We start from the raw sequence: 22,949 nt of genomic DNA, 5'->3' as shown, positions 1-22,949 counted from the left end.
CAGTATATTTTAAAAGTTATAACATGCTTTAAGATACATAGCTTCCTTCTTCTATATCTCCATCTACTGTTAAGATTCTTAATGTATTGGAATCTTTTGCTGCAAGTAGCATTCCTTTTGATTCTATTCCAAAAATCTTTCTTGGTTGTAAATTTGCAAGAATTATAACCTTTTTTCCTATTAAATCTTCCGGTTTATAATATTGTGCTATACCGGAAACTATTGTTCTTTCTTCATCTTTTAAGCTTACTTTTAATTTTAGAAGTTTATCAGATTTTTCTACTTTTTCTGCTTCTAAAACTTTTCCAACTCTTAATTTTATTTTTGCAAAATCTTCTATTGTTATGAACTCTTCCACTTCTTTCTTTTCCTCCTTTTTTTGTTCTTCTTTTATCTCTATTCTTGGGAACAAAGGCTCTATATTACCTATCTTATTTCCTGCCGGATAAATAAGAGGCTTTATATCTTTTGGAAGTTGATTTATTCCAAGCATATTTAATGCTTTTTCAATTTTAGAAGGCATAAATGGTTTTAACATATAAGATATTGCCAATAATCCATCAGCAAGTATATAAAGGGTTGTTTTAAGATACTCATCTTTTTCTTTGTTTAATTTCCAAGGTTCTACTTTTACTATATATTTATTTAGATAATCTATAAATTGCCATACATATTCAAGGGCTTTGCTGTAATTTAGATTATTAATTTCTTCATCAAATTTTTGATATATCTCTTTATAAAGATTTATATATTCTTCTTCTATATCTGTTAGTTTTGTGTAGTTTTCTACTACTGAGTTTTGGAATTTTTGTATCATTGATAAAGACCTTGATATAAGGTTTCCTAAATCATTTGCAAGGTCTGAATTTATACGATTTATCAATGCAGATTTAGAAAAATCTCCATCTAATCCAAAAGGCACTTCTCTTAGTAAGAAATATCTAATTTCATCTACTCCGTACTCATCTGTAATCTTAAATGGGTCTATAACATTTCCAAGGGATTTGGACATTTTATGCCCTTCCACAGTCCACCAGCCATGGGCAAAAACTTTTTTCGGAATTTCCAATCCAGCACTTATTAAAAATGCAGGCCAATAAACTGCATGAAATCTGAGAATATCTTTTCCTACAATATGAACATCTGCCGGCCAAAATTCATTTAAGTTATCCGGATAACCTACTGCTGTTAGATAATTTGTAAGGGCATCAAACCAAACATAAATAGTATGGTTCTCATCAAAAGGAACAGGTATGCCCCACCATACCCTTTCTCTTCTTCTTGATACGGATAAATCTTTTAATCCCTGTTTTACAAAAGATATTACTTCATTTCTTCTAAAATCAGGCTGGATAAAATCCGGATTTTTTTCATAAAACTCAAGAAGAATATCAGTATATTTTGATAATCTGAAAAAATAGCTTTCTTCTTTTATTTTCTCACAAGGTTTTAGATGTATAGGACATTTATAATCTAAATCTTTTATTTCTGATTCTGTTTTAAATTCTTCACATCCTACACAATACCAACTTTCATACTCAGCTAAATATATATCTCCATTTTCATAACATTTTTGGAAAATATATTGCACTGCTTTTTTGTGGTCTTCATCGGTAGTTCTTATAAATCTATCATATTGGATATTTAATTTTTGCCATAATTTTTTAAATGATAAATGGGTTTTGTCTGCAAGCTCTTTAGGAGAGATACCTTTTTCTTCGGCTGTTTTTTGTATTTTTTGACCGTGTTCATCTGTTCCGGTCAAGAAAAATGTTTTTATTCCTTTTTGTCTTTTATATCTTGCCAAAACATCTGCAGCTATTGTTGTGTAAGCATGCCCCAAATGAGGCACATCATTTACATAATATATAGGCGTAGTTATATAAAATTTTTCTGCCATCAAAAAACCTCTAAAAAAGATTATAGAATATTATTATAACAATAATTTGGAGATTTAAAGAATGGATATTGAGATTTTAGATATAGGATTGGTTGAGTATGAAAAAGGCATTGAGTTTATGAAGGAAAAACATAAAGAAGCTACCGAGAAAAATAAAAATTTTTTAATATTATGTGAGCATTATGATATATTCACAGTTGGAGCAAATGAAGATATTGAAAAATTTAAAAATTTAAATCCGGTGAAAACAGATAGGGGTGGTTCAATCACTTTTCATGGAATAGGACAGCCTATTTTTTATTTTGTTTTTGAAGCAAAAAATCCACCATTTTTTTACAGAAGAGTAATAAAAGCTTTTGATAATTTTTTTAAAGATTTGGATAAAAGAATATTTTATGATAATAAAAATCCCGGATTTTATATACAAAATAGAAAATTGGCATCTCTTGGTTTTAGATATTCAAGAGGGTATTCTTTGCATGGCATAGCTGTAAATCATTCTGTTAATCTTGAAAAATTTAATCTTATAAATCCCTGCAATCTACAAGGAATAAAAGCTACCTCTCTAATAAATGAAGGAATAAATATAGAAAAAGATATTTTAAAAAATAAAGTTGTGGAAGAAATTTTAAGGTCGTGGAAGAAATTTTAAGGAAAACTCTGTGCCAATTCTGGTTTAAGCCAAAAATATCTTTTTATTGTTAGTTTTGCATTATAATATTATAGGTGGTATTTAGCTATGAAAACAGAATATACATACAGATTTCGGATTTTTCCAAATAAGGAACAAGAAGATTTCCTAAACATCCAATTTGGACATTGTAGATTTGTATATAACCATTTCTTAGCATTATCCAAAAAAGAATATGAAGGAAAAGGAATAAAATGGAAATACAGCCTATACCAATCAATGCTTCCAAAACTAAAAAAAGAGTATCCATTTCTAAAACAAGCAAACAGCCAGAGCTTACAGGTATCACTACAAAATCTTGATATTGCATATAAAAACTTTTTCAAAGGAGAAGCAGGTTTTCCAAAATTCAAAAAGAAAAAATCAAAACAAACAGTCCACATACCACAGCATTTTCAAATAGAAAAAATAAGCAAGAAAAGAGGACAACTCAAAATACCAAAACTAAAAACACCAATCCCAATAAAAATGCATAGAAACATAGAAGGGCAGATAAGAAGCATAAGTATAACAAAAACACCAGACGGTAGATACTATCTAAATGTATTAACCAGAAAAGAAATACAACCATTAAAACCAGTAAACAAAACAGCAGGAATAGATGTAGGAATAAAAGAGTTTGCAGTAATACACGATGGAGAAACTACACACCACATAGAAAACCCAAAATATCTACAAAAGTCAGAAAAAAAACTAATAAAACTACAAAGACAGCTATCAAGAAAACAAAAAGGAAGTAAGAACTGGGAGAAAGCAAGACAGAAAGTAGCAAAACAACATCAAAAAATAGTAAACCAGAGAAAAGACTTTCTCCACAAGGTGTCAATTGCGATAACCAAGCAGTATGATACTATTGTGGTAGAAAGTCTAAACATAAAAGGAATGATACAAAACAACAAGTTATCAAAACAGATAGCCGATGTAAGCTGGTCAACATTCATTAATATGTTGGAATACAAAGCAAAATGGTATGGTAGGCATATAGAAAAACCGGATAGATTTTATGCAAGTAGTAAAACCTGTAGTGTATGTGGATATAAAAATGACCAGCTTACCCTATCAATAAGAAAATGGCAGTGTCCTATATGCAAAACAATACACGATAGAGATGAGAATGCAAGTAAAAATCTATATCAAATAGGGCTCACCCACCTAACGGGTGGTAGGGTAGGAACTACCCAAGCTGAAGCCTGTGGAGCTGGCTCTGTCGGCGGAATGCAATATAACTTGCAGTCTACGAGATATACAGCTGTGAAGCAGGAAGCTCCTCAATTTATTAAGGAGTAGTTCACAACAATTTAAAATATGATATGATATTTGTCAGGAGAGATGATGGTTAAAATAAAAGTAGAAAATCTTGTTAAGAAGTTTGATTATAGAGAAGTTTTGAAAAATGTTAGCTTTGAGATTTATGAAGGTGAAATTTTTGTTATCATTGGTGGTAGTGGTAGCGGAAAAAGCACAGTTTTAAAACATATAATAGGTCTTTTAAAGCCAACTTCCGGAAAAATTTATATAAACTCAGTAGATATAACTTCTTTAAAGGATATAGAGCTTATAGAGTTTAGAAAAAAAATAGGGTATCTCTTTCAGGAAGGTGCTTTATTTGATAGTTTAAAGGTTTGGGAAAATGTAGGATTTTATTTTTTAGAAAATACAAAAATGTCAGAAGAAGAGATTAGAAATATAGCAAAATCTAAGCTTGCCCTTGTAGGTTTAAATGGTATAGAAGATTTGTATCCTTCCCAGTTATCAGGTGGTATGAGAAAAAGGGTTTCCCTTGCAAGAGCTATAGCTTATAACCCTGAAATTATATTATATGATGAACCAACATCTGGATTAGACCCGGTAACATCTGCAATGATAGATAATCTAATAGTAGATTTAAGAAACAATCTAAATATCACATCGGTAGTTGTTACCCACGATTTAGAAAGTGCTTTCTCTATAGCCGATAGAATAGCATTTATACATAAAGGTGTAATATATGCAATAGGAACGCCAGAAGAAATTAAAAATAGCAAAGACCCGGTAGTTCAACAATTTATAAATAGAAGAGCAGAAGGCCCTATTACAGAGGAACTATTTAAAGAATTAAAAAAATCATCTAAAATTTAATAAAGCAGATGCCTAAATACCGCCTGCCGTGGAATAGGCATCTTAAATTAAGGCGGAATATAAATACCACGGTCAAACTGCAATAGCAGTTTGATAATCAGGCGATAAATTTGGATTGTAAATGGAAAGGTATAATAGAAGCTTATAGAGAATATCTGCCGGTTTCTGAAAAAACACCTGTTGTATCTTTACATGAAGGAAATACACCCCTTATAAAAGCAGATAATTTATCAAAAGCAATAGCACCGGATAAAAATTTACAGATATATCTTAAATATGAAGGACTTAATCCTACCGGCTCTTTTAAAGACCGTGGAATGACTATGGCAATATCAAAAGCAAAAGAAGAAGGAAAAACAGCAGTTATCTGTGCTTCAACCGGTAACACATCTGCATCTGCTGCTGCTTATGCTGCAAGAGCCGGAATGAAAGCTTATGTAATACTTCCAAAAGGTGCAGTAGCCGTAGGAAAATTATCACAGGCAATGATATATGGAGCTAAAATCATTGCATTAATGGGAAATTTTGATGATGCACTCACAATAGTTAGACAGATTGGAGAAAAATATCCGGTAGAAGTTGTTAATTCTGTAAATCCATACAGAATAGAAGGGCAAAAAACAGCTGCTTTTGAGATATGTGATTATCTTGAAGAAGCTCCGGATTTTCACTTTTTACCTGTTGGGAATGCAGGGAATATTACAGCATATTGGAAAGGATACAAAGAGTATTATCAAAAAGGAAAAGTTAAAAAAACACCTAGAATGATAGGCTGGCAGGCAGAAGGAGCAGCTCCCATCGTAAAAGGTTTTCCTATTAAAAATCCTCAAACAATAGCAACAGCAATAAAAATAGGAAATCCTTATAGCTGGCAACCGGCATTACAAGCAGCAAAAGAAAGCAATGGATTTATAGATGCAGTTTCAGATGAAGAGATTCTTGAAGCATATAAATTAATAGCTTCAACGGAAGGAGTATTCTGCGAGCCTGCATCTGCCGCATCTGTAGCCGGCGTTATAAAAGCTTACAGAAAAGGATTATTCAAAGGCTCAGAAATTATAACCTGCACACTTACAGGAAATGGTTTAAAAGACCCTGACACGGTTATAATGGCAAGCGAAAAACCAATAGAGATGCCACCGGATATTAATCAGATAGCAAAATTCTTAGAATTATAAAATGAAGATAGCAGTATTCGGGCTTGGAGCAGTCGGAACAGTTTTTGCCGTTTTTCTGAAAGAAGCCGGACATCAAGTATATGGAATAACAAAAAAAGAGTATCTACATCTTTTTAAAGATAAAAAATTAAAAATTACAGGAATATGGGGAGAGCACGAAGCTATTTTAGATGATATAACAGATTATATAAAAGATTTAGATTATGATTTAATCTTTTTAACAGTAAAATCCTACGATACAGAAACTGCAATAAATCAGATAAAAAATGTAGTAAAACAAAACACATTTGTAATAGTAGCTCAAAATGGATACGGCAATTATGAAAAAGTAAGCAATATAATCGGCAAAAACCATACCTTATTGGCAAGGGTAATTTTTGGAGCAAAAGTTATAAAACCTACCTTAGTAGAGATAACGGTAAATGCAGATGATGTAAGAATAGGAAATCAGGATAAAGCAGTAAAAGAAGAGGATATTATAAAAATTGCTTGTGTTTTAAAAAAAGCCGGAATACCTGCTTCTTATGCACCGGATATTCAGCAAATTTTATGGGATAAGATAATTTATAACTGTGCATTAAATCCTCTTGGAGCATTACTTGAATGTAGTTACGGAGAACTTGCAGAAGATGAAAACACCAAAGATCTAATGAATAAAATTATAAATGAGATATTTATTGCAACAAAAGCAAACAATATAAAATTAAGATGGGATAATCCGGAGGATTATATACAACATTTTTATAAAAATCTTATACCACCTACAGCAAAACATTATCCTTCAATGTATTATGATTTAAAATCTAAAAAAAGAACAGAGATAGATGCATTAAATGGAGCAGTTGTAAAACTTGCAGAAGAAAAAGGTATATATCTACCGGTAAATGACACAATCACCAAGATGGTTAAAAGAAAAGAGAAGCTTAATTTGTGGTAGAATTTTATAATAACTAAAATCTTGAAGGAGATAGATTTGCGTTTTGACAAAAGGGCACCGGCACAAATAAGAGATGTAAAAATCACAAGAGATTTCAATATTTATGCAGAAGGTTCGGTTTTAATAGAAATCGGAAATACAAAAGTAATAGTTACTGCTTCGGTAGAAGAAAAAGTCCCACCTTTTTTAAAAGGAACAGGGCAAGGCTGGATAACTGCAGAATATTCTATGCTTCCAAGAGCAACAGAAACAAGAAATATCAGAGAAATAGTCAGAGGTTCTCCAAGTGGCAGAACCCACGAAATCCAAAGATTGATAGGTAGGGCTTTAAGGGCAGCAGTAGATTTAAAAAAACTCGGTGAAAGAACTATCTGGGTTGATTGTGATGTAATACAGGCTGATGGTGGAACAAGGGTAACATCAATAACCGGTGCATTTATAGCAGTAGCCGATGCAATGATAAAAATAACAAAAGAAGGAAGGGTAAAACAAAACCCTTTAAAAGATTATGTAGCCGCAATAAGCGTAGGAAGATTAAAAAATGAAGTAATCCTCGATTTAAATTATCAAGAAGATTCTACAGCAGAAGTAGATATGAATGTTGTAATGACCGGAAAAGGTGAGTTTGTAGAAATACAGGCAACCGGTGAAGAGCATTCTTTTTCACAGGAAGATTTTAATAAAATGCTTGAATATGCAAAACTTGGAATAAAAAAACTTATACATATCCAAAAAGAGTTAATAGAAGGAATACCTTCCATAGGTCATTGGGAAAGAAAGAATATAAAAGAGTTTGTTTATATTGATAGATAGGAGGTAAAAAATTGAGCGAAAGTCTTGTAATACTTGGCTCCCAATGGGGTGATGAAGGAAAAGGAAAGATAGTAGATTTACTTGCACCGGATTATGATTATGTAGTTAGATACCAAGGTGGTAGCAATGCAGGACATACGGTTATTGTAAATAATAAAAAATATACATTGCATCTCATTCCATCAGGCATATTACATAAAGGAGTTAAAAATATAATAACAAATGGAGTAGTAGTAGATTTAGAAGAACTTCTAAAAGAGATGGAATCTGTAAAAGAAGTTGCCCAAGATTTTGAAGGAAAATTATATATAAGTGATAGGTCTCATATTGTTTTCCCATATCATAAACTTCTTGATAGCTTATCAGAAAAGGCAAAAGGTAAAGATAAAGTAGGAACAACATTAAAAGGTATAGGTCCAACATATATGGCAAAATATGCAAGAAATGGAATAAGAATGGTTGATTTGTTTGATGCAAAATATTTTAGAGTAGTTCTTGAAAAAGCTATGAATGAAGCAAAAGAAATTACAGAAAAGATTTATAATGAAAAATTTAATTTAGATATAAATCAAGTATATGAAAAAACCTTACAAATGTTTGAAAAAATAAAAAATCTTATAACAGATACATCTTTACTGCTTCATAACGAATTATTAAAAGGAAAAAAGGTTTTATTTGAAGGTGCTCAAGGAACTATGCTTGATGTTGATATGGGAACATATCCTTATGTAACTTCTTCCAATGCTTCTGCTCTTGGTATATGCAATGGAACCGGCGTATCGCCAAAACTAATAGGAAAAGCAAAAGTTTACGGTGTTAGCAAAGCCTATGTAACAAGAGTAGGAGAAGGCCCATTCCCAACAGAGTTATCAGATGATATAGGAAATAGATTAAGAGAAGAAGGTCATGAATACGGCTCTACAACCGGAAGACCAAGAAGATGCGGATGGCTTGATTTAGTAGCATTAAAATTTGCTTGCAGAATAAATGGATTAGACGGAATTATAATAACAAAACTTGATGTCCTTGATAAATTTTCTGAAATAAAAGTTTGCGTTGCTTATGAATACGAAGGAGCAATAATTACAGAATTTCCTGCATCTTTAAAAATCCTTGAAAAATGCAAACCTATATATAAAACATTAAAAGGATGGAATACAACCACAAAAGGATTAAAAGATAAATCTAAACTTCCAAAAGAAGCAGAGGAATTTATTAGAACAATAGAAGAAGAAACCGGCGTAAAAGTAGTTATGTTATCAACAGGTCCGGAACGCTCTGAATATACATGGTTATGATATAATAAGTTAGCATTTGCTAACTTGGAGGCATAAATATGGCTGACACAATAGAAACACAAAAAAAGCTTGTGGAAGTTGGCACAACCCATAGCACCGATATTATGTTTCTACTTTACATGATTTTAGGTATAGGTATAGGTATAGGAACTAGTAATTAAAATTATAGCCAAATATAGTTAGATATATCTTGACAAATATTATTAAAAACTAATTACTGATTTTATACAAAATTATAGCAAATAATACCTGACTTTTCTATAAAATAAGATTATAATATTTGCTATAAAAATTTTAATTGAATAAGGAATATCTCTAAGAGAAGTTCTCTTGGAGATATAATAACACCATACACATCAAAAAAGCAAGTCCTTCAAATATTGGTAAAACAATATTTGGAGAGACAGAAAGGGTGTAATAGTGCTCCCTGTGAATTACTGATGAATAATCCTTACTATAGGGATTATCTTAGTAATTCCAAACCCCTGATGTGTGTGGAATAAATGTCTATAAAAGAGGGGAACTATATAGATATTTAATGATAGGATTACAAAAATTAGCAGAATGATGAAGGTTTTAAAAGCATCCGAAATAGCTTTAATAGATAAGAAAACCATAGAAGAAACCGGCATAGCATCGCTTGTATTAATGGAAAATGCCGGAAGAAGTTGTTATCAAATCATAAAAGAAAAATTTAATGGATTAAAAAAAGTTGCTGTTTTTGTAGGAAGTGGTAATAATGGCGGAGATGGTCTTGTAATAGCAAGATATCTTCTCAGAGATAAAATTGATGTAGATGTATATATATTATCAAATGATGAAAATAAACTTTCTGCAGATAACAAAAAAAATTTAGAGATTTTTAAAAATTTTGGTGGAAAATATAAATTTATAGCGGAAAATAATATAAATGAGATATATTTAAATGATGTTGATTTAATTATAGATGCAATTTTTGGAACCGGATTTAAACCACCTATAAGTGGTTATAGGGAAGAAATAATAAAATTAATAAATAAATCAAATAAAAAAGTTGTTTCAGTTGATATTCCTTCCGGATTATCTGCAGATAGCGGAAAAATAGAAGGAGAGTTTATAAAAGCCGATATAACAATAACTTTCGGCTTTAAAAAATTAGTTCATATATTATATCCTGCCAGCGAGTATTGTGGAGAGGTGTATCTTGTAGATATATCATTAAATGAAAAATATGCAGAAGATATAAAAAGATATATTCTTACAAAGGATATAATAAAATTACCTAAGAGAGAAAAAACAGGACATAAATATACATTCGGACATGTAGCTGTTATTGGTGGTTCTGTGGGAAAATCAGGGGCAGTTATAATGGCTTCTAAATCTGCTTCTGTAAGCGGTGCCGGATTAGTTACTGCCATTGTTCCAAGCTCAATAAATCAGATAGTAGAAACAAATCTGATTGAAGAAATGTCTATTCCTGTTTCTGATAAAGATGGTATATTTTCAAGTAGTGAAGAAATTATAAATATTTTAAAAAATGGAAAATTTTCTTCAATAGTTGTAGGTATGGGTATGTCTGTAAATGAAAATACAACTGAAATTGTAAAATCTTTACTCAATATAGATAAACCAATTGTTATAGATGCAGATGGATTAAATAACCTTGCAAAGATAGAAAATTATGAAATCCTTTTAAAAGAAAGAGAAAAGCCAACAGTTTTAACTCCACATATTGGAGAGTTTCAAAGATTAATCAAAAGGGAAATTCCTGAAGATTTAGAAGAAATAGCAAAAGATTTTGCAATAAAAACAAATTCTTACCTTGTGCTTAAATCTGCAAGAACAATAATAGCTACTCCTGATGGAAAGGTATATTACAACATAATTGGAAATGCCGGAATGGCAACTGCCGGAACAGGTGATGTTTTAGCAGGAATGCTTGGGGCTTTAATAAACAGATTGCTTACTGAAGAAGCTGTTAAAACTGCTGTTTATCTTCATAGTTTTGCAGGGGATTTGGCAAAATTAGCCAAATCCGAAGAATCCCTTAAAGCTACTGCTATTATTGAGTTTATACCCCAAGCTATAAAACAGTTATCTCAATAACTATTTTTTCTTTCTTATTCTTATTGCATCCGGTGTAACTTCTATAAGCTCATCTTCATTTATCCATTCCATAGCTCTTTCAAAATCCATTTTTTTAGCAGGAACTATTTTTATATTTTCATCTGAACCGGATGCTCTCACATTGGTTAATTTTTTCTCCCTTGTAACATTTACATATAAATCATTATCTCTGTTATGTTCTCCAACTACCATTCCTTCATAAACTTCTGTTCCCGGGTCTATAAAGAAAATACCTCTATCTTGTAATCCAAAAATAGCATAAGGAGTAGCAACACCTTGTCTATCTGCTATCAAAGCTCCGTTTATTCTTGTTCTTATTTCTCCTTGCCATCTTTCCCAACCTTCAAATAATGTATTCATCATACCTTCACCGCGGGTATCTGTTTTAAATTCTGACCTATATCCAATCAAACCTCTTGAAGGCATTATAAATTCAAGTCTTACCCTTCCAAAACCGTGATTTATCATATTTACCATTCTTCCTTTTCTTGAACCAAGTTTCTGTGTAACTACTCCTACAAAATCCTCAGGTATATCTATTAAAACCCTTTCCATAGGCTCATATATTTCACCGTTTTCTTCTTTGGTTATTACTTTTGGTTTAGAAACTTGGAATTCATAACCTTCTCTTCTCATCATTTCTGCTAAAATAGCAAGTTGAAGTTCTCCTCTTCCCATTACAAGAAAAGAATCAGGATTATCTGTATCCTGAACTTTTAAAGCTACATTTGTTAATGTTTCTTTATATAATCTTTCTCTTAAATGTCTTGATGTTAAATATTTACCACTTCTGCCGGCAAAAGGTGAATCATTTACGGAAAAAATCATAGATATTGTTGGCTCTTCTACCGTTATTGGAGGAAGGGCAACCGGATTTTCTGCATCTGCTATTGTATCTCCTATAGTTATATCTTCAAGACCTGCTATTGCTACTATATCTCCTGCTTTTGCCTCTTTTGTTTCAATTCTTTTTAATCCTTCGTAAGTATAAATTACTCTTACCGTTCCTTTTAAAATAGTTCCATCTTTTTTTACTACACTAACTTGTTGATTTTGTTTAACAGTTCCGTTAAATATTCTACCAATAGCAAGTCTTCCTACAAAGTTATCATAATCAAGAGATGTTATCAAAAATTGTAATCCCATATCTTTATCATAAGTTGGTGCCGGTATATACTCTATTATTTTTTCAAATAAAGGCTTTAAATCTTTGCTGTCTTGGTCTAAGGATTCTTTTGCTATACCATCTTTTGCTATTGTATAAATAATAGGAAAATCAAGCTGTTCTTCTGTTGCATCTAAATCTATAAATAAATCATAAATTTCATTTATAACTTCTTGAATTCTTGCATCCGGTCTATCTATTTTATTTATTACTACAATTGGAGTTAAAGAACTTTCAAGGGCTTTTTTTAGGACAAATCTTGTTTGAGGAAGTGGTCCTTCGGAAGCATCAACCAAAAGTAAAACTCCATCTACCATTTTTAATGTTCTTTCTACTTCTCCACCAAAATCTGCGTGTCCCGGAGTATCTACAATATTAATTTTTACATCTTTATATCTTATAGCTGTATTTTTTGCCATAATTGTAATACCGCGTTCTCTTTCTAAATCAATATTATCCATAACTCTTTCTGCTACTTCTTCATTTGTTCTAAATGTTCCACTTTGTTTAAGAAGTGCATCAACTAAGGTTGTTTTTCCATGGTCAACGTGGGCTATAATAGCTATATTCCTTATATTGTTCCTAACTTCTTTTTGGTTTAAAAATTGTTGCATAAAATCTCCTTTTTTAAAATTTTGATAAATGAAAATTATACCGCATTTTTGTAAAAAATTGTTATGATATTATATAGGTTTATTATATTTTTGCAAAATTTTTATAATACCCCCTTGATTTTTATAACCAAAAATCGTATTATTGTAAATATTAGGAGGTGTATCATGAGTACAGCAAGAAGGCTAAATATAACTCTTCCTGAAGATGTAGCAGAGATACTAAACAATGTAAAGAATAAATCGGCTTTTATTGCAGAAGCTATAAGAGAATACAAGAAACAAAAAGACAAAGAAAAACTTATAGCTGAACTCAAAGAAGGCTATTTATTATCAGCTAAGGAAGATATAGAACTATCTAAAGATTGGGAAGTAACTATAAATGATGGAATCTAATAAAATTAAAAGAGGCTTCATTTATCTTGTGGATTTAAATCCTACAATTGGAGCCGAAATCAATAAAGTGCGTCCTGCTGTTGTTGTATCAAATAACATAAATAACCAATATGCAGAAACTGTAACTATAGTTCCAATAACATCGTCAAAATTAGATAAAGTTTACCCTTTTGAAGTATTCATATCTAAGGGTATAGCGAATCTTGATAAAGATTGCAAAGCTAAAGCAAATCAGATAAGAACAATTGATAAAAAACGCATAATCTCAGAAATTGGAGAATTACCAGAAGATTTAACGAAAAAGTTAGATACGGCGATTAAAATCCATTTGGAGTTAGAATAATGCTATTTTGGAAAGTAAAATATAATATCATATTTTTTATATAAAAAGAAAAAAAGCAATGAAAAATATTTTAATGCTAAAAACCCACAGTGCCGGAATAGGTGATTTATTAAGGAGTTCTGCTTCTTGGAGAGCATTAAAAAATCATTTTAACAATTCAAAGTTAAATCTTTTATTTTTGTCGGATAATCCCGGATATCCTTCTGAAAAACTGATTTCAAAGCATCATCTTTTAGATAGCTTTTATGTAATAGATAAAAGAGATATGAATAAAATATCCGGTATAAAAAGAGTTATAAAAGAAAGCTCTGAGATTATAGAAAAAATAAATCCGGATTTTGTTATAGATTTTGAACCTTATGGGCTTGAAACAACTATTGTATCTATGGTTGCAAGATTTAAATATAAAATAAAAACCCTCGGAATAAATGAGATATTCCCAAGAGGATTATTATATAGCCAATATAGTAGCTCTGTAAAAAAATTTATGAAAGAAAACAACATTAAAATATTAAACTATACAGATAGAGATTTTGTGGTTTTATCTGCTCTTGGAATAAAAAGAAATAATATTCCCATTGAGATAGAAGAAACGGAAGAAGCAAAAAAATTTAGGGAAAATTTAAAATTAAAGCTAAACACAGATAAAAAAATTCTTGGTATTAATATAGGTTGTGGAACATCTGATGCTTTACCAAAAAGACCCAATTTAGATTTAGTAGTATCCGTAGCTAAATATTTAAAAGAAAAATATGATTATTTTATCCTGCTTTTTGGTGCAGATTATGAAAAAGATACAAATGCAGAGTTTATAAAAAGATTTGGAAATAGTAAAGATATTTATGATTTAGCCGGTAAAACCGATATATTAGAGGTAGTTGGTGCTATTAATCTAACCGATTTATTTATATCCAGTGATAGTGGTCCATATCATATAGCAGTAGCTTTAAAAAAGCCAACAGTAGCAATATTTAATTTTGAAAATCCGGCTCATTATCATCATCATGAATGGGTTAGATGTATAGTTGCACCTAATATGAACTATAAAGATGATTTAATTCAGGCTTGTGAAGAAGTTATATCTTTCCGTGAGTATAACTCATAAAATATTCCTTTTTTACTTAGGAGGCTGTTAATATCTCCTTCTTCTACTATCTGTCCTTTATCAAAAACAAGGATTTTATCACAGCTATTAATAGTTTTTAATCTGTGAGCAATTATTATTAATGTTTTTTCTTTAAATAATTCAAAAATCTGTTTTACGATAATATCTTCTGTTTGTACATCTAAAGCAGATGTTGCTTCATCTAATATAATTATCTCTGGATTTTTTAAAAATACCCTTGCAAGGGCTAATCTTTGTCTTTCTCCACCGGAAAGAGAACTTCCTCTCTCTCCAATAATTGTATTTAAGCCATCTTTTAGATTAAAAACAAAATCAGCTTTTGCATTTATCAATGCTTCTTTTATCTGCTCATCTGTTGCAGTAGGATTTGCAATAAGAAGATTATTTTTTATTGTATCATTAAATATAAATATATCCTGTGAAACGATACCGATTTTATACCTTAAAGATTTTATATTATATTTTCTTAGTTCTACATTATCAATCAATATTTCACCTTGATAATTTTTATATATTCCAATAAGAAGTTTTATAAAACTGCTTTTTCCGGAGCCGGTTTGACCGACTATTCCTATTTTATCTCCTTTTTTAATTACAGCATTTATATCTTTTAAAATTTTATGATTATTTATATTCAGATAAACATTCTTATATTCTATTTTTTCTTTAAATTTATCTAAAATCAGACCTTCTTCTTTTTCTGTTGGTAAATGTAGTAGATATTTAATTCTTTCCGTGATTGGTGTTATTACTTTTAGCTGGATTGCACCTCTTTGGACTGTTTGCAGAGAATTAACAAGGATAAGCAGAGCAGATAAAAAGGAAAATAAATCTCCGGTAGTAATTTCCCCTTTTATTATTCTGTATCCTCCGTATAAAATAATACCGGCAGTAGCTATATAAGAAACTGTTTCAAGGGAAGAAAGGTAAAAAACATCATATAAAGCATTTTTTCTTTGGTTTTTAAAATAATTTTCATTTATCTGCTTAAATTTTTCTTTAATAATATCAAGATTAAATAATTTTATTGTCTCTATACCGGATATTAATTGATTTAAAAACTGGGTATATTCTGATGCTGACTCTTGATTTTTTTGTGAATATTTTTTCCTTTTTTCCCCAAAATAATTAAAAGATAAAGCAAGCAAAGGTGTTATAAATAAAAATATCAAAAATAATTTCCAATCTCTATAAATCAAAACAAAAACCATAAATAAAACAGTAAAAATATGAGTAATTAAATCTATACCTATTAAAAGCATTGCATTTCTAAAAGCTTCTAAATCATTGGTTGCTCTACTTAATATATCTCCGTATTGTTTTCCAATAAGGGATTGATACTCTACATTAATTAATTTTTGGAATATTTTTTCTCTTAAATCTTTCATAACTTTAAGTAAAGCAAGAGGATACATATACTCTTTTAATCCAAATCCTATCTGTTTAATAACTGCTATCAAAAATAATAAAAGAACTATTATTTTTAATTTTTCTAAATCTTTTTCTATAAAAACTTTATCAACAACATTTTTTACAATAAATGTAATACCTGCAAGGCTTCCGGCTTCTATAATACTTCCTATTAATGATAAAATTATTAAAATCTTATATTTGCTAAACTGCTGATAAATAAATTTAACCGTTTGGATTTTTGCTCTCCTTTAATAGATTTATAAATTTGTTTAAAATAATTTTTTTGCTGTATTTTTCTTTAAAAAGTTTTAAAGCATTTTCGGATATTTCTTTCATTAAATCTTTGTTATTTATAATTTCTTTTAATTTTTTTATAGCTTCTTCTTTATTTTTTACGATAAATCCGGATTTTTCATTTTCAAAAAGATATTTTAGATTTTCTATATCATATACAAAAACAACTTTTCCGGTTGCAATTCCTTCTACTGCTGTTCTTCCAAAACTTTCTTCACCTTTGGATAGGACAAGAACAATATCAGAAGCATTATAAAAATATTCTGTATCTTTTCTGTATCCTGTAAAAATAACTTTTTCTTTATTTTTTAATAATTTTTTTGCATTTTCTAAATCTTTTCCATCTCCAACTACAATAAATTTAACATTACCTTCTAATCTATCGGCTATTTCTATAAAATCATATATTCCTTTTCCTTTATTTACTTTTCCGACAAATAAAATCACAATTTCATCATCTTTTATATTAAACTGCTTTCTGATTTTATCTCTTTTTTCATTATCCGGATAAAATCTATCTTCATCTATAAAGTTATATAAAACTTCTATCTTTTCCTCTTTTATACCATCTTGAATTAATCTCCTTTTTGAACTTTCGCTAACTGCTATTATTTTATAAACATTAGGTAGTATAAATTTTTTTATAAAAATTGGCTGATAATTTAACATATGCCTGAATAATATTATCTTTGCTCCGGATAATTTTCCTGCTAAAAATGTGTTTATATACTCATTTCCATTATTTCCTATTATAAAATCCGGTTTTATCTTTCTTGCAAGGTTTATAAGTTTTATAGTATTTAGTGGAGAAAATTCAGATTTTAATGTTATATCAAATTTGTTTTTTTCGGATATATGCTTATCTACATAACTTCCTTTTGCTATTGCTTTATAAAGCTGTATATCTTCTATCTTTTCAAGCTCATTTATAAAATCTATTGAATGTATCTCGGTTCCACCCGGATTTGGATTTGGATTAGCATTTACCCATAATATTTTTATCAATATAACCCCTACTACATATATTTTTTCAAAATCTCTGGAATATCAAAACTTCCATCCGGTCTTTGATAATTTTCCATTATTGCTATTAATGTCCTACCTACTGCCAATCCGGAGCCATTTAATGTATGGACATATCTTGTTTTTCCATCTTTTGTTTTGTATCTAATTTTTGCTCTTCTTGCCTGAAAATCTTCCGTATTAGAGCAGGAAGATATTTCTCTATATCTATTTTGAGAAGGTATCCAAACCTCTATATCATAAGTTTTTGCTGCTGAAAATCCCATATCTCCAGTGCATAAAAGCACAACTCTATAAGGCAATCCGAGAAGTTGTAATATCTTTTCTGCTTCATTAACAAGTTTTTCAAGCTCATTATAGGAATCTTCCGGTTTTGTGATTTTCACAAGTTCTACTTTATCAAATTGATGTTGTCTTAGTATTCCCCTAACATCTTTTCCGTGGGAACCGGCTTCTTTTCTAAAACAAGGTGTATATGCTGTGTAATATTTTGGAAGTTCATCTTCTTGAAGTATCTCATCATTATGCAAATTTGTAAGAGTAACTTCTGCTGTAGGAATAAGATATAAATCTTCACCTTCTATTTTATATAAATCTTCTTTAAATTTTGGTAGTTGTCCGGTTCCGTATAAAATTTCCGGTTTTACTAATACAGGTGTCCAGACTTCTGTATATCCATGCTCTTTTGTATGGATATCAAGCATAAAATTTATTAAAGCCCTTTCTAATCTTGCGGCTTCTTTAAACATAACTGTAAATCTTGCTCCGGAAAGTTTTGCTCCTCTATCAAAATCAAGGATGCCGAGCTTTTCTCCTATCTCCCAATGTGGTATTGGTTCAAAATCAAATTTTCTTGGCTCTCCCCATCTTCTTATTTCAACATTGTCATTTTCATCTTTTCCGATTGGGACATCTTCTGCCGGCATATTAGGAATATAAAGAAGTATATTTTCAAGCTCTTCTTCTACCTGCTTTAATCTTTCCTCATCTCTTTTTATAAGTTCTCCTATCTCTTTTACTCTTTGTTGTATTTGGCTTGTATCTTTCCCTTCTTTTTTATATATAGGAAATAACTTAGATTTCTCATTTCTTTCTGCTCTCAAACTCTCTATATTAACAAGAAGTTCTCTTCTTTCTTTATCTAATTTTAAAACCTCATCTATCATATCTGCATATTTTTTATCCCTTCTGCCAAGCCTTTCCTTTACAAATTCCGGATTTTCCCTGATTAATTTTATATCTATCAATTCTGCCTCCTCTATTTTGTATATAAATCATTTATAAATCTTATTAATTTTTCTTTAAGTGGCAATGCATTTAATATTTTTCCGAGTGAAAAATAATATCTCTCATCACCTTTTTTATCTGTTACTTTATTCAGATATTCCATAGCTTTTTCATCATTTCCTTCTCTTAGATAAATCTGGGCAAGCAATGAATAAGCTTCTTTTATTTTTGGGTTTAACCTTATGGTTTCTTCTAAATCTTTTTTTGCTTCTTCATACTCTCCTTTTTGGATATAAACCTTTCCTCTTTCAAAATAAGCCTCTGCATAATCCGGTTTATTTCTTATAGCTTCCGAAAGTTCCACAATAGCAACTTCAAGACTTTCTTGATTTAAATCAAGTGCTGCAACTTTTCCTCTCCAATAATGAAGTTCAGGAAGTTCAGGACTTATTAAAATAGCTTCATCAACAAGAGCAATAGCAGTTTCATAATTCTCCCTCTCATATTGTTGAATTGCTTTGTTTAAAAGATGATAAGCTTCTGTGCTCATTTTAGACACCTCCATTGTTTATATTATAATTATAATATGAAAAAGTTTAAACTGAAAAATTTTATTAATAGGCTTTTAAATATTTTTACCGAGATTTTTTTATCTTTATCAATTATATTATTTTTCCTTCTTACGATTTTATATATAATTACAAACTACAAAGATATTTTAAAATTTTATGGAATTAATATAAAAGATGATTGCAAAATAAATATACATAACATATCTTGCAGTTATATTAGCATAAAAAGTAAAGATTTAGATATAAATTTAAAAGATATTTATATAGATTTTTATTGGAAAAATTTATTTAATAAAAATCATTTAGCAGATATTAAAATTAATCAGATAACCGGAAGTTATATATCAATACCAACTGGAGAAAAAACAACAGAAATACCGGAAATTTATTATATATACCTTCTTACCAATTACTCATCTGTAAATATAAAAAACTTTAATTTAGATATTAAAAAAGATAAAGATACCATAAACATTTCTGCTGAAAATATTTATAATCAAAAGAACAAGATATTCTGGAATAATTTTAATGTAGTATTTGATAAATATAAAATTTTAGCTAAGAAAGTGGATAAAACAGATTTTATCATATATCCGGATAAATTAAAGCTAAATAACTTAAAATCAGAAATATCCACAGATTATGGCAAGATAGATGGTTTAATAAATATTAGTCTATCAGATGATACTAATTTAGGATTATCAGGAGATTTAAATTCAGAGCTTCTAAAAATAGAAAATGCTAATCTAAATGGAAATACTGCAAAAATAGATATTAATGGCTATCAATTTGAAAAATTTAAAATAGAAACAAAACTAAATACAAGATTAATAAATATTGATAATATACAGATAAAAGGAGCAGATAATAGACTAAAAGGTTATATAGATACAGATAAAAATAAAGGTAGATTTGAGCTTGTTTCTAATATAGATAGATTTTCTTTTCAAGATTATATCTTTGAAAATATTAAAAATAAAACTGATATAAAAATAGATAAAACATTAAGCTTAGAGGGTAAAGCAAAAACAGATTTAGCTACAATAGATTATAAACTTCAAGATAAAAAGTTTAGTTTCTGGGCAGATAATATAAAAATATCCGATTTTATAAAATCAAAAGATGAAATTCTTAGTTCTATAAATGGTTTTGCAAATATAGATGGAGAATATTATTTAGATAAAGAGTTGATTAATCTAAAAATAAAAGCTAATAGATTATCTTTTATAGGACTTAATTTTAATAATGCACAGATAGATATAAACTCGGATATAAAAAATGATAAAACATTAATAAATGCTATCCTGTCGGATAAGGCAGTTTTAAAAGTTAATGGGAATGTATCATTAAAAAATAAAGAGATAAATCTTAATTTAGATGGGAAAAATATAAATATAGATAATCTGATTTTTACAAAAGATGTAGGTATAAAATCTAATCTTGATATTAATGGAAATCTATCTTTAAAAAGAGAAAACTTTACAATCTCTTTGAAAAGTTTTGCAAAAAATTTCTCTTATAAAGAGATAAATCTTAATAATATTCAAGCTGATTTTTATATGCAAAATGATAAAATAAATATAAATGCATCAAATATAGACAAAAGTATCAAATCTAATATAGATATAGACCTAAAACCATTTAGCTTAAAACTAAATTTAGATTTAAATAATGCAGATGGAGAAATAGCCCAAAATTATCTTAAAAATCTTCTACCGGATATATTTTCTAAAATATCTCCTTTAAAAACTTCTGGAAAGATAAATATATATTTAGATGAGAAAGAAGATTATAATATAACCCTTAAAGATATAAATTCATCGGTAAAAATAACCCAGCTAAATGATACAATTAATACAAATATAAATGGTTTTATTAATCCAAAAGAAAAAGATTTAACTATAAATTTTGATAAAAAGCAGTTCAAGGATTTTTCTAATGTAGAAGGTAAAATCTTTTTAAAAAATGGTGATATAAAAACAGAGCTAAATATAGAAGGATTAAAAGATTTTGATAAATTCAGTTTGATTTCAAATCTAAATATGAATCTTAAGGAAAAATTAATAAATGGAAATACAAATATTGATATAAACAAAAAAGATATAGCATCAAATATATTAATCTCCCATAATGGCAGTTTTGAAAAATTATCCGGTATTGCAAAACTAAGGATTAATAAAGATACAAATATCTTAAGTTATAATTTAGATTTAAAGCAAAATCTACTAAATATAGATACAAAAAAGTTTGAACTATCTTTTCAAAATATAAAATTATCACTCCAAGATTTAAATCTAAAAGCTAATACAGAAAATTTAGAAGGAAGTATATATGCTAAAAATCTTGAAGTATCTAAGGATTTCACTCCAATTCTTTTATTTCCACAATTTAGCAGTAGTTTTGATAAAAATCAGCTGAAAATATCCAAACTATATCATATGGGAACATTAACAGGAAATATTGAGTATCTTATTTATAATTTTTCTGAAAATAAATTAAACTTTTATGCAAATGGTAAGATAGATAAAAAATTAACATCAGAGCTTATTCAGTTTGTTAATATTAATACAGATTTAAATTATACTGCAAAATTTAATGATACAATAGATAAAATTCCGGAAAATATATCACTTCAGATATACGGTCAAAATGTAGGTATAAAAACACCTTATACACAAGGAGTAATCAATTTTAATAAAACAGATATAAAAATTGATAAAATGGTAAATCTTTATCTTGAAGGAGATACAAAAACAGTATTTGGAAGAAGTAAAGCATTAATTATGGGATATATAAATCTTAAACCTTTTAATTATCAATTATCTATGATAACCGGTAATATTCCTGTAAAATATGAAAAATTATATCAGGGAGTTATTAATACAAATATCTCAATTGCAGGTAAAGAAGAGCATTCCGTGATTGGTTTAATAACAACGACAGGAAAAGTTAATATTAATCTGAAAGATTTAGAGAAAAAGGAAACGAAAGGAAAACCGGAAATACTTAAAAAGATTAAATTAAATATAGATGTAGAATCTGCATCAAGTATAGAAATATCAGGAGATTGGGGAAGAGCTTTTGTCGATGGTAAAATAACAATAACCGGAACGGTATATCAACCAATAATAAATGGCAATATTAATATTTCTTATGGAAAAGTTTATTTTCTAAAAAATATTTATAATATAGATTTTGCAAGTATAAAAATAATAAATAATGAACCATATATAAACGGTAGACTTTCTACTAATGTATCCGGTAATTTTATCTTTATTAATATTTACGGCAATATAAATAACTTAAAATATGATTTTTATTCTACACCACCTAAAACAAAAGATGAAATATTAACAATGCTTCTTTTGAAAAGAGCCCCAAGCCAATTTGAAGAACTACCAATATTCAGTATCGTTGGAGAAGTGGCAAAAACATTAGTTCCTACTAAACAAGAGGAAGAAGAAAAAGGCTTATTCGGAACCGGTGTAAATATTAATGTTATACCATCTTATAATCCAACAGAAGGTGTTACATTTTCTCTATACGCTCAAAAATATCTATCCAGAAGATTATATATAGCCCTATCAAAACCTATATCAAAATTTGAAAATTATATAGGATGGTATGAATTTGGAGTAAAAACATCAGAAAGAACATCTATAACATTTAAATCTTTTGAAAATAATACCCACGGCTTAGATATAACATTTAGCCTGCCTTTTGATTTTTAATTTATGA

General features: G+C 29.0%; 19 protein-coding genes. 13 read left to right on the top strand and 6 right to left on the bottom strand.

Annotated features, from left to right (window positions below; all coding sequences use genetic code 11):
- Nucleotides 1-28 precede the first annotated feature (28 nt).
- On the bottom strand, nucleotides 29-1,900 hold the full coding sequence (metG, locus tag QOR43_RS01775) for a methionine--tRNA ligase (protein ID WP_265133355.1): 1,872 nt from the start codon (nucleotides 1,898-1,900) through the stop codon (nucleotides 29-31).
- Nucleotides 1,901-1,961: 61 nt separating this feature from the next.
- Between metG and lipB the strand changes: the two genes are divergently transcribed.
- From lipB to QOR43_RS01730, 9 genes are all read left to right on the top strand, one after another.
- The gene (gene lipB, locus QOR43_RS01770) at nucleotides 1,962-2,552 is read left to right on the top strand and encodes a lipoyl(octanoyl) transferase LipB (protein WP_265133356.1); all 591 of its coding nucleotides are present in this window, start codon (nucleotides 1,962-1,964) and stop codon (nucleotides 2,550-2,552) included.
- 87 nt (nucleotides 2,553-2,639) lie between these two features.
- Nucleotides 2,640-3,878, top strand: a complete 1,239-nt coding sequence (locus QOR43_RS01765) for a transposase (RefSeq protein WP_265133357.1) — start codon at nucleotides 2,640-2,642, stop codon at nucleotides 3,876-3,878.
- 42 nt (nucleotides 3,879-3,920) lie between these two features.
- On the top strand, nucleotides 3,921-4,709 hold the full coding sequence (locus QOR43_RS01760; RefSeq protein ID WP_265133358.1) for an ABC transporter ATP-binding protein: 789 nt from the start codon (nucleotides 3,921-3,923) through the stop codon (nucleotides 4,707-4,709).
- Between the two features lie 110 nt (nucleotides 4,710-4,819).
- Nucleotides 4,820-5,887, top strand: a complete 1,068-nt coding sequence (gene thrC / locus QOR43_RS01755) for a threonine synthase (RefSeq protein WP_265133359.1) — start codon at nucleotides 4,820-4,822, stop codon at nucleotides 5,885-5,887.
- 1 nt (nucleotide 5,888) lies between these two features.
- Complete coding sequence (locus tag QOR43_RS01750; protein ID WP_265133360.1) at nucleotides 5,889-6,824, top strand: ketopantoate reductase family protein; 936 nt, start codon at nucleotides 5,889-5,891, stop codon at nucleotides 6,822-6,824.
- Between the two features lie 36 nt (nucleotides 6,825-6,860).
- A complete protein-coding gene (gene rph / locus QOR43_RS01745) occupies nucleotides 6,861-7,637 on the top strand; it encodes a ribonuclease PH (RefSeq protein WP_265133361.1) in 777 nt (258 codons plus the stop codon).
- 11 nt (nucleotides 7,638-7,648) lie between these two features.
- The gene (locus QOR43_RS01740) at nucleotides 7,649-8,935 is read left to right on the top strand and encodes an adenylosuccinate synthase (RefSeq protein ID WP_265133362.1); all 1,287 of its coding nucleotides are present in this window, start codon (nucleotides 7,649-7,651) and stop codon (nucleotides 8,933-8,935) included.
- 38 nt (nucleotides 8,936-8,973) lie between these two features.
- Nucleotides 8,974-9,096, top strand: a complete 123-nt coding sequence (locus QOR43_RS01735; RefSeq protein ID WP_283571404.1) for a hypothetical protein — start codon at nucleotides 8,974-8,976, stop codon at nucleotides 9,094-9,096.
- Nucleotides 9,097-9,499: 403 nt separating this feature from the next.
- Entirely contained in the window at nucleotides 9,500-11,020 is a 1,521-nt protein-coding gene (locus tag QOR43_RS01730) for an NAD(P)H-hydrate dehydratase (RefSeq protein ID WP_265133363.1), read from the top strand.
- Here QOR43_RS01730 and typA read toward each other — a convergent pair whose 3' ends face one another.
- Nucleotides 11,021-12,820 carry a translational GTPase TypA gene (gene typA, locus QOR43_RS01725; protein ID WP_265133364.1) on the bottom strand — a complete coding sequence of 600 codons (1,800 nt, stop codon included), beginning with the start codon at nucleotides 12,818-12,820 and terminating at the stop codon, nucleotides 11,021-11,023.
- 165 nt (nucleotides 12,821-12,985) lie between these two features.
- Here typA and QOR43_RS01720 point away from each other — a divergent pair, with 165 nt between their 5' ends.
- The 3 genes from QOR43_RS01720 to QOR43_RS01710 are packed head-to-tail and all read left to right on the top strand — an operon-like array spanning nucleotide 12,986 to nucleotide 14,661.
- A complete protein-coding gene (locus QOR43_RS01720; protein WP_265133365.1) occupies nucleotides 12,986-13,213 on the top strand; it encodes a ribbon-helix-helix domain-containing protein in 228 nt (75 codons plus the stop codon).
- Nucleotides 13,200-13,556 carry a type II toxin-antitoxin system PemK/MazF family toxin gene (locus tag QOR43_RS01715; RefSeq protein WP_265133366.1) on the top strand — a complete coding sequence of 119 codons (357 nt, stop codon included), beginning with the start codon at nucleotides 13,200-13,202 and terminating at the stop codon, nucleotides 13,554-13,556. The genes QOR43_RS01720 and QOR43_RS01715 overlap by 14 nt, the downstream gene beginning before the upstream one ends.
- A gap of 58 nt (nucleotides 13,557-13,614) precedes the next feature.
- Complete coding sequence (locus QOR43_RS01710) at nucleotides 13,615-14,661, top strand: glycosyltransferase family 9 protein (RefSeq protein ID WP_265133368.1); 1,047 nt, start codon at nucleotides 13,615-13,617, stop codon at nucleotides 14,659-14,661.
- Here QOR43_RS01710 and QOR43_RS01705 read toward each other — a convergent pair.
- The 4 genes from QOR43_RS01705 to QOR43_RS01690 are packed head-to-tail and all read right to left on the bottom strand — an operon-like array spanning nucleotide 14,616 to nucleotide 19,189.
- Nucleotides 14,616-16,277 carry an ABC transporter ATP-binding protein gene (locus QOR43_RS01705; RefSeq protein WP_283571407.1) on the bottom strand — a complete coding sequence of 554 codons (1,662 nt, stop codon included), beginning with the start codon at nucleotides 16,275-16,277 and terminating at the stop codon, nucleotides 14,616-14,618. The two genes, QOR43_RS01710 and QOR43_RS01705, sit on opposite strands and share 46 nt — an antisense overlap.
- A gap of 40 nt (nucleotides 16,278-16,317) precedes the next feature.
- Nucleotides 16,318-17,394, bottom strand: a complete 1,077-nt coding sequence (locus QOR43_RS01700) for a glycosyltransferase family 4 protein (RefSeq protein ID WP_265133369.1) — start codon at nucleotides 17,392-17,394, stop codon at nucleotides 16,318-16,320.
- 11 nt (nucleotides 17,395-17,405) lie between these two features.
- A complete protein-coding gene (gene serS, locus QOR43_RS01695) occupies nucleotides 17,406-18,659 on the bottom strand; it encodes a serine--tRNA ligase (protein ID WP_265133370.1) in 1,254 nt (417 codons plus the stop codon).
- An 11-nt stretch (nucleotides 18,660-18,670) separates the two neighbouring features.
- A complete protein-coding gene (locus tag QOR43_RS01690) occupies nucleotides 18,671-19,189 on the bottom strand; it encodes a tetratricopeptide repeat protein (protein WP_265133371.1) in 519 nt (172 codons plus the stop codon).
- A gap of 36 nt (nucleotides 19,190-19,225) precedes the next feature.
- On the opposite strand from QOR43_RS01690, the gene QOR43_RS01685 reads away from it, so the two are divergent.
- Nucleotides 19,226-22,942: a translocation/assembly module TamB domain-containing protein gene (locus QOR43_RS01685; RefSeq protein ID WP_265133372.1), complete on the top strand. Its 3,717-nt coding sequence runs from the start codon at nucleotides 19,226-19,228 to the stop codon at nucleotides 22,940-22,942.
- The last annotated feature ends 7 nt before the right edge of the window (nucleotides 22,943-22,949 follow it).

This window comes from Venenivibrio stagnispumantis (genome assembly GCF_900182795.1).
GTDB lineage: Bacteria > Aquificota > Aquificia > Aquificales > Hydrogenothermaceae > Venenivibrio > Venenivibrio stagnispumantis.
The sequence above is the reverse complement of the archived record's forward strand: the minus strand, read 5'-3'. Positions and strand labels throughout refer to the sequence as shown.

What these genes read in the sequence shown, in the direction of transcription:
- typA (WP_265133364.1), bottom strand. Translation starts at nt 12,820, where the DNA reads ATGCAACAATTTTTAAACCAAAAAGAAGTTAGGAACAATATAAGGAAT.
- QOR43_RS01750 (WP_265133360.1), top strand. Translation starts at nt 5,889, where the DNA reads ATGAAGATAGCAGTATTCGGGCTTGGAGCAGTCGGAACAGTTTTTGCC.
- QOR43_RS01720 (WP_265133365.1), top strand. Translation starts at nt 12,986, where the DNA reads ATGAGTACAGCAAGAAGGCTAAATATAACTCTTCCTGAAGATGTAGCA.
- lipB (WP_265133356.1), top strand. Translation starts at nt 1,962, where the DNA reads ATGGATATTGAGATTTTAGATATAGGATTGGTTGAGTATGAAAAAGGC.
- QOR43_RS01710 (WP_265133368.1), top strand. Translation starts at nt 13,615, where the DNA reads ATGAAAAATATTTTAATGCTAAAAACCCACAGTGCCGGAATAGGTGAT.
- QOR43_RS01690 (WP_265133371.1), bottom strand. Translation starts at nt 19,189, where the DNA reads ATGAGCACAGAAGCTTATCATCTTTTAAACAAAGCAATTCAACAATAT.
- QOR43_RS01685 (WP_265133372.1), top strand. Translation starts at nt 19,226, where the DNA reads ATGAAAAAGTTTAAACTGAAAAATTTTATTAATAGGCTTTTAAATATT.
- QOR43_RS01765 (WP_265133357.1), top strand. Translation starts at nt 2,640, where the DNA reads ATGAAAACAGAATATACATACAGATTTCGGATTTTTCCAAATAAGGAA.
- QOR43_RS01730 (WP_265133363.1), top strand. Translation starts at nt 9,500, where the DNA reads ATGATGAAGGTTTTAAAAGCATCCGAAATAGCTTTAATAGATAAGAAA.
- QOR43_RS01735 (WP_283571404.1), top strand. Translation starts at nt 8,974, where the DNA reads ATGGCTGACACAATAGAAACACAAAAAAAGCTTGTGGAAGTTGGCACA.
- QOR43_RS01715 (WP_265133366.1), top strand. Translation starts at nt 13,200, where the DNA reads ATGATGGAATCTAATAAAATTAAAAGAGGCTTCATTTATCTTGTGGAT.
- QOR43_RS01760 (WP_265133358.1), top strand. Translation starts at nt 3,921, where the DNA reads ATGATGGTTAAAATAAAAGTAGAAAATCTTGTTAAGAAGTTTGATTAT.
- metG (WP_265133355.1), bottom strand. Translation starts at nt 1,900, where the DNA reads ATGGCAGAAAAATTTTATATAACTACGCCTATATATTATGTAAATGAT.